The sequence below is a fragment of the Exiguobacterium aurantiacum genome (assembly GCF_001766415.1).
GTDB classification, from domain to species: Bacteria; Bacillota; Bacilli; order Exiguobacteriales; family Exiguobacteriaceae; genus Exiguobacterium; species Exiguobacterium aurantiacum_A.
Genome location: NZ_MKXO01000009.1, coordinates 46,452 through 54,026 on the forward strand (window position 1 = coordinate 46,452; position 7,575 = coordinate 54,026).

Annotated in this window: 6 protein-coding genes and 2 rRNA genes; all 8 read right to left on the reverse strand. The window is 50.8% G+C overall.

Annotation, left to right across the window (positions count from 1 at the left end):
* Positions 1-32: 32 nt before the first annotated feature.
* Positions 33-1,097, reverse strand: coding sequence for a PIN/TRAM domain-containing protein (locus BJU60_RS13120; protein ID WP_070329260.1), 1,065 nt, complete (start codon positions 1,095-1,097; stop codon positions 33-35).
* 114 nt (positions 1,098-1,211) lie between these two features.
* Entirely contained in the window at positions 1,212-2,588 is a 1,377-nt protein-coding gene (gene radA / locus BJU60_RS13125) for a DNA repair protein RadA (RefSeq protein WP_070329261.1), read from the reverse strand.
* Positions 2,589-2,642: 54 nt separating this feature from the next.
* On the reverse strand, positions 2,643-5,078 hold the full coding sequence (gene clpC / locus BJU60_RS13130; RefSeq protein WP_070329262.1) for an ATP-dependent protease ATP-binding subunit ClpC: 2,436 nt from the start codon (positions 5,076-5,078) through the stop codon (positions 2,643-2,645).
* A gap of 24 nt (positions 5,079-5,102) precedes the next feature.
* Positions 5,103-6,146 carry a protein arginine kinase gene (locus BJU60_RS13135; RefSeq protein ID WP_070329263.1) on the reverse strand — a complete coding sequence of 348 codons (1,044 nt, stop codon included), beginning with the start codon at positions 6,144-6,146 and terminating at the stop codon, positions 5,103-5,105.
* Positions 6,146-6,580: a UvrB/UvrC motif-containing protein gene (locus BJU60_RS13140; RefSeq protein ID WP_070329264.1), complete on the reverse strand. Its 435-nt coding sequence runs from the start codon at positions 6,578-6,580 to the stop codon at positions 6,146-6,148. Before BJU60_RS13140 ends, BJU60_RS13135 begins: the two co-directional genes overlap by 1 nt.
* A 14-nt stretch (positions 6,581-6,594) precedes the next feature.
* Positions 6,595-7,062, reverse strand: a complete 468-nt coding sequence (locus tag BJU60_RS13145; protein ID WP_070329265.1) for a CtsR family transcriptional regulator — start codon at positions 7,060-7,062, stop codon at positions 6,595-6,597.
* 142 nt (positions 7,063-7,204) lie between these two features.
* Positions 7,205-7,320: ribosomal RNA gene (gene rrf / locus BJU60_RS13150) — 5S ribosomal RNA — on the reverse strand.
* Between the two features lie 50 nt (positions 7,321-7,370).
* Positions 7,371-7,575, reverse strand: a 23S ribosomal RNA gene (locus tag BJU60_RS13155); the annotation flags it as partial.

Consider the following 7,575-nt stretch of genomic DNA (forward strand, 5'->3'; position numbering starts at 1 on the left):
AAGAGAGCGCTGATGCGTCTCTTTTTTCATACTTATTCAGGGCGAGCAAAAATCATTCGGCCCGCGGATGTTTGGAGTACGCTCGTCACGACGACAGGGAGCGTCTTCGAGATGAGCTTGCGTCCGCCTTCGACAACGACCATCGTCCCGTCTTCGAGGTAAGCGACCCCTTGGTTTTGTTCTTTCCCTTCTTTGATGACCGTCACGACCATCTCTTCTCCGGGAATGACGATCTGTTTGACCGAGTTGGCCAAATCATTAATGTTGAGCACCGGTACGTTTCGGACTTCACACACTTTATTCAAGTTGTAATCGTTCGTCACGACAATGCCTTTCTTTAACTCGGCGAGCTTGATCAATTTAATATCGACTTCGGCTACGTCTTCAAAGTCACCATCGTAAATCTCGACCTCGATTCGATCGTTGTTTTGGAGCTCTTTTAAAATATCCAGACCGCGTCGGCCTCGATTCCGTTTAAGCGTATCCGACGAGTCGGCGATGTACTGCAACTCTCCGATGACGAACTGAGGAACGATGAGCGTCCCTTCGATGAATCCGGTCTTCGAAATATCGGCGATCCGACCATCGATGATCACGCTCGTATCTAATATCTTGTCGTTCGAGCGGCGTAACGGTTCCGCTTCCGGCTTGTCCCGTTCACTTTTCACGAACAACTTGATCCATTCGTTCCGCTTCCGGTAACCAACGGCGAATCCAAAGTAACCGAACAAGGCAGTCACAAAAATCGGTACAATCTTACTGAGTAAGAAGATGCCTGTGACCTCAAGCGATACACTGATCAAAAAGGCAATCAATAAACCGATGATCAATCCGATCGAGCCGAATAAAATATCGCCGACCGGTAAACGGACGAGCCGTTCTTCGACAAAACGGATAAATTTGACGATCACATCGGTCAAAAATAAACTGAGAATGAAGAAGATAAGTCCACCAATCAAACTAGCAACGTAAGGAATCGTCAACCATGCCGGCACGCTGACACCGAGGTCATCAAGAAGCACCATCGCTTCAATCATGCCAAACCATCCGACGACGAGTCCAATCAAAATAAATCCGAGTCGCACTGCAATCTTCACTCATTCCACCTCCTTCTATTGAATTAAAATTTCAAAAAAATAACACTTATATTGTAACACGGTTCTTTTAAATCCGTTCGTTACAAAGCGTTAAAAACTGCCGGAAGCGCCCCGTCAGAACGGGATGGCAAGTTGGAGCGCTTCATCGACAGTACTGACACCGACCACGTCGATACCAGGCGGGGCGGTCCAGCCCCCTAGGTTATTCTTCGGAATAATCGCACGCGTGAAACCGAGCTTGGCCGCTTCCGCGACACGTTGCTCAATCCGTGACACACGGCGCACTTCTCCGGTCAATCCGACCTCGCCGATGCAGACATCGGTCGGACGAGTCGGACGGTCCCGGAAACTCGAGGCGATGGAAATACAAATCGCCAAATCGATCGCCGGTTCATCGAGCTTGACCCCGCCCGCCGCCTTCAAATAAGCGTCTTGCGTTTGAAGCAAGAGACCCGAACGTTTCTCCAGCACGGCCATAAGAAGAGCGACCCGGTTTTGGTCGATTCCCGTTGCCATCCGGCGCGGGTTCCCGAACGACGTCGGGGAAATGAGTGCTTGCAGCTCAACGAGTACCGTCCGTGTCCCTTCCATCGACGCGACGACCGTCGAGCCTGAGACGCCCGCCGTCCGTTCTTCGAGGAAAATCTCTGACGGATTGAGCACTTCCTCAAGACCGCCTTCTTTCATCTCGAATATTCCAATCTCGTTCGTCGAACCGAACCGGTTTTTGACGGCCCGTAAAATCCGGAACGTGTGGTGACGTTCTCCTTCAAAATACAGAACAGCATCCACCATATGCTCGAGCAGACGCGGTCCGGCAATCGATCCTTGCTTCGTCACGTGGCCGACGATAAAGACGGCGACCCCTCGTGTCTTGGCAATTTTCATCAGCGCAGCCGTACATTCCCGCACTTGGGCGACGCTGCCTGGCGCCGATTGGATTTCATCCATGTATACCGTCTGAATCGAGTCGATAATGACGAACCCAGGTTCCTCTTCATCGATGACCCGTTCGATCATGAGCATGTCCGTCTCGGCGAGAACGTATAAATCCTGTGTCGGCAATCCGAGTCGTTCCGCGCGCAGCTTTGTCTGCTTCAACGATTCTTCCCCAGAAATATATAGCACTTTCCGACCGCTATGGGCGAGATGTGCACTCACTTGCAGGAGAATTGTCGACTTCCCGATCCCCGGGTCCCCACCGACGAGGACAAGCGAGCCCGGGACAATTCCGCCCCCGAGCACCCGGTCGAACTCTTGACTGTTCGTATGCACACGTGTTTCTTCTTGGGAAACGACGTCTGAAAGACGCTCTGGCTTCAGTTGTCGCGACGAGCTATGGACGAACGCAGCTCCCCGTTTCGCTTTCTTTTCTTCAACAAATTCTTCGACGAGCGTGTTCCACTCGTTACATCCCGGACAACGACCCATCCATTTTGCGGATTCATAGCCACAAGACTGACATACGTACTTCGTTTTAATTTTTGCCATGTTATTCCCTTCTGTCTAAAAAAGCCCCCTCACAAGAGAGAGGGAGCTCCGTATTTACTGGACGACACCTTCGTTGCGGACGATGAATTCACCGTCTTGAACATCGAGAGCCACTTTACTGCCTTTCGTGATCTCCCCGCTGAGCATCGATTCTGAGAGTCGGTCTTCCACCTCGCGCTGGAGCGCACGGCGGAGCGGACGAGCCCCGTACTCAGGGTCATAGCCGACGACGGCAATCTTCTCAAGCGCCGATTCTGTCAAAGTGAAATCGATGCCTTGCTCGCCAAGTCGGTCTGTGAGCGTCTTCGCCATAAGTTTGACGATTTCTTGGATATGCTCTTTTTGAAGCGAATGGAAGACGGTGATCTCGTCGATCCGGTTCAAGAACTCAGGCCGGAACGCTTTCTTCAATTCTTCCATGACTTTATCTTTCATTTCCGTATATTCACGTTTCACGTCATCTTCGACGGTGAAACCGACATATTTGTTCCGTTTAAGTGCGGCCGCACCGACGTTTGACGTCATGATGATGACCGTGTTGCGGAAGTCGACCGTACGACCTTTCGAGTCGGTCAGACGCCCGTCATCGAGCACTTGGAGCAAAATGTTGAACACTTCAGGGTGAGCTTTCTCAATCTCATCAAGCAAGATGACCGAGTATGGCTTACGACGGACTTTCTCCGTCAACTGACCGCCTTCTTCGTATCCGACATACCCTGGAGGTGATCCGACGAGACGGCTCGTCGCATGTTTTTCCATATACTCCGACATGTCGATTCGGATGATCGCATCCTCGTCACCGAAGAGCGCCTCAGCGACAGCACGCGCTAGTTCCGTTTTCCCGACACCGGTCGGTCCGAGGAAAACGAATGAACCGATCGGACGTTTCGGATCTTTCAGTCCGGCCCGGGCCCGACGGATCGCCCGTGAGATTGATTTGACGGCTTCATCTTGACCGATGACCCGACCGTGTAAGATCGACTCGAGCTTGAGGAGACGGTCTGTCTCCTCTTCGGCAATTTTTGTCACCGGCACACCCGTCCAGCTTGCGACGACTTGAGCGATGTCTTCTTTCGTCACTTCAAGCTTTTCATTGCCTTGCTTGTTCTGCCATTCTGATTTGAGATGCTCGAGTTCATCGCGAAGCTTCTGTTCTGTATCACGAAGCGAAGCCGCTTTTTCAAACTCTTGGCTCTGGACGGCCGCATCTTTTTCTTTACGGATCGATTCGAGACGTGCTTCAAGCTCTTTTAAGTTCGGCGGCGCCGTGAATGAACGGAGGCGAACTTTCGAAGCCGCTTCGTCGACGAGGTCGATCGCTTTATCTGGAAGGAACCGGTCCGAAATATAGCGGTCAGATAAGACAACCGCTTCATGAATCGCCTCATCCGTAATTGTGACACGGTGGTGAGCCTCATAGCGGTCACGCAAACCAAACAAGATCTGTTCAGCCTGGTCCGTCGTCGGCTCATTCACTTGAATCGGTTGGAAGCGGCGTTCGAGTGCGGCATCCTTCTCAATGTATTTCCGGTACTCGTCAAGCGTTGTTGCACCGATACATTGGAGCTCCCCTCGCGCGAGCGACGGTTTCAAGATGTTCGAGGCATCGATCGCCCCTTCGGCTCCACCCGCCCCAATCAACGTGTGTAACTCGTCGATGAAGAGAATGACGTTGCCGGCCTGGCGAATCTCGTCCATGACTTTTTTCAATCGGTCTTCAAATTCACCGCGGTATTTCGTTCCCGCGACGAGCGTACCCATGTCGAGCACCATGACGCGTTTGTTGCGAAGCGTCTCCGGCACTTCATTATTGATGATCTGTTGCGCGAGTCCTTCGACAACTGCCGTCTTACCGACGCCTGGCTCTCCAATCAAGACCGGGTTGTTCTTCGTCCGGCGAGACAACACTTCGATGACCCGTTGGATTTCACCGGCACGGCCGATAACAGGGTCGAGACGTGACTCACGGGCTTGTTGCGTCAAGTCGCGGGCCAAGCCATCAAGTGTCGGTGTCGCAGCGCTCGTGCCTGGTTGTGATGCGTTTGACGACGATTCCGTGTTCCCGAGAAGTTGAAGCACTTGTTGCCGTGCTTTCGTCAAGCTGATACCAAGGTTGTTCAAGACGCGGGCAGCGACGCCTTCGCCTTCACGAATCAATCCGAGTAAAATATGCTCTGTCCCGACGTAAGAATGACCGAGTTTACGGGCTTCATCCATCGAGAGCTCGATTACTTTTTTCGCACGCGGCGTGTAGTGGATTGTCGACCCGTTCTCAGAACCACGGCCAATCAACGCCTCGACTTCTTGTTGAATCTTCTCAGAAGTTAGACCGAGAGCGAACAACGCTTTGGCAGCAATCCCTTCACCTTCACGGACAAGTCCGAGCAAGATATGTTCCGTACCAATATTATGATGGCCAAGTCGTACCGCTTCCTCTTGTGCTAAAGCTAATACGCGCTGAGCTCGTTCTGTAAATCGACCAAACATCATTGACAAAACCTCCTTAAAGTTGGATCAAACTAAACCATGATCTAACGTTCGACGTACGAGAGTCGCTCGTTCGCGATCTCGTTCTTTCGTAGATAATGTTTTCCCGAAATGTTTTTGTAGGAAACCTGATTGTAGGCGGACGATCAAATCATGAAACTGCGGTGGACTCCAGTCGGACAAAATACCGAGGTCACTCGCTAAATGTAAATCGGATAACCGTTCAATCGCCTCTGTCGACGACAATAATTTGGAATACCGTAAAATCCCGTAAGAACGATAAAACTGATCTTCCAATTCATCTTGGTTACTGGCTAGGAGCTGTTCTCGGGCTTGACGTTCCGCGTGGACGATTTGTTCTGTAATTTCCATAAAATCAGATAACAGCTGCGATTCATCGCTGCCAAGCGTCCGTTGATTCGATAACTGGAACAAACGCCCGGCTGCGTCACTGCCTTCTCCGTAACGTCCTCGAATCGTGTATCCGAGTTTGCGAAGTTCTACTAATATAGGAGTTATTCGTCCCGTTAACGTCAGACCCGGCAGGTGCAGCATGACCGATGCGCGAAGTCCGGTACCGATGTTGCTCGGACACGTCGTCAAATAGCCTAGCTCTTCATCGAAAGCGTATGGGAGCGACTCGCCACAAAGCGCGTCGACTCGTTTCGCAAGTTCGAACGCTTCTTGGACTTGATAGCCGGGAAGCAACGTTTGGATGCGCAAATGATCTTCTTCGTTAATCAACACGCTAATCGTCTCGTCTTCACTCAGGAAAACAGCACTCTCATCTTTTTCCGCAATCGTCGGGCTGATCAAATGCTTTTCGACGAGAGCTTGCCGCGTCACTTGATCATAGGCGCGCATATGCAGATATTCAAAGCCTTGTAAGCCGCCCAAGGCCGTCTCGATGCGTTCGCATAGCTGTCGCTGTCCTTCTTGAGACAATGTCGGAGAAAAGACGGTGTCTTTTAAATTGCGTGCCAAACGAATTCGTGTCGAGATGACAAGATCATCAAGCTTGGCCCGTTCTTTCATTTTTGGACCGAGTGGATGTTTGAGGAATGTCTCCATCACGCCTCACCTTGCCCTTTCAGTTGCGTCATTTCTTTTTTGATTCGTGCCGCTCGTTCATAATCTTCTTGTTCGACGGCCCGTTCTAACTCCCCTGCTAACTTTACAAGACGTTCGCCGATTCGCTCATCCGGTGTGCGTAACGCGTCAGGTACCGAACCGACATGATGGTCATGCCCTTGCTGGTACTGACGTGTCATTTTAATCAACTCTTCACGGAAAACTGTGTAGCATGAGGCGCAGCCCGCTTTTCTTAGGTGCGTCACCTCGCTCTGTGTCATCTGGCAAGTTGGACACCGCTTCACGACAGGAACGTAACCGGCCATCACTTCGACTGTACAGTTCCGACATAGTTTTCGTTCGACTGGGACCCCGTTTTCCAACATAACGACTTCATTGACGGCAGGACGCCGTTTACACCGTTCGCATAACATGTCTTAAGCCTCCGTCAGTGATAACTAAGTAACTTCATCAAGGCGAGTAGCTGCTGTCTTCGAATCAGATAGCGGTCGTCGGCGTTCAAGCCGAGCGTTTCGTCGGACAACAAGTGGTACAGTAAACGGACATCCCGCTCGCTCAACATACCTTCTTCAAATAAACGGATCAAAATGTTTTCAACAAGTTGTTCCGTCAGGCGAGGATGGTCTTGTAAAATGTCCATTAAACTCGTCAGCAAGTCTTGTTTCTCATGAAGAATGACACGACGAATTCGAATATAACCGCCCCCACCTCGCTTACTTTCTACAAGGTAGCCTTTTTCGACCGTAAAACGTGTATTGATGACATAGTTGATTTGAGACGGAACACATTCAAAACGTTTCGCGATATCTTGTCGTTTGATTTCAATCGCTTCTGCCTGACTTTCCTTCAGCACTTGCTTCAAATACTGTTCGATTACATCAGATATGTTTCTCATCTCCACCACCCTCTGACCATCTTTGACTTTTGTTTTTATTCTATCACTGATTTAAAAAAAGGCAAACGAAAAGCGACGACGCAAATGCGTCGTCGCTCAAAAGAAAAGACGACCAAGCATGTGCTTGGTCGTCCTTCATATGGCCTGGCAACGTCCTATCCTCACAGGGGGAGACCCCCAACTACTTTCGGCGCTGAAGCGCTTAACTTCCGTGTTCGGCATGGGAACGGGTGTGGCCGCTTCGCTATCGCCACCAGACAAGGGATTGTTCCCTGAAAACTGAAGACTCATCAAGTTCAAACCGTTTCTAGATCAAAGCCTCGACCGATTAGTATCATTCAGCTCCACACGTCGCCGTGCTTCCACCCATGACCTATCTACCTCATCGTCTCTGAGGGGTCTTTCTTGATTGCTCAAAGGGAAATCTCATCTCGGAGGGGGCTTCATGCTTAGATGCTTTCAGCACTTATCCCGTCCGCACGTAGCTACCCAGCGATGCTCCTGGCGGAACAA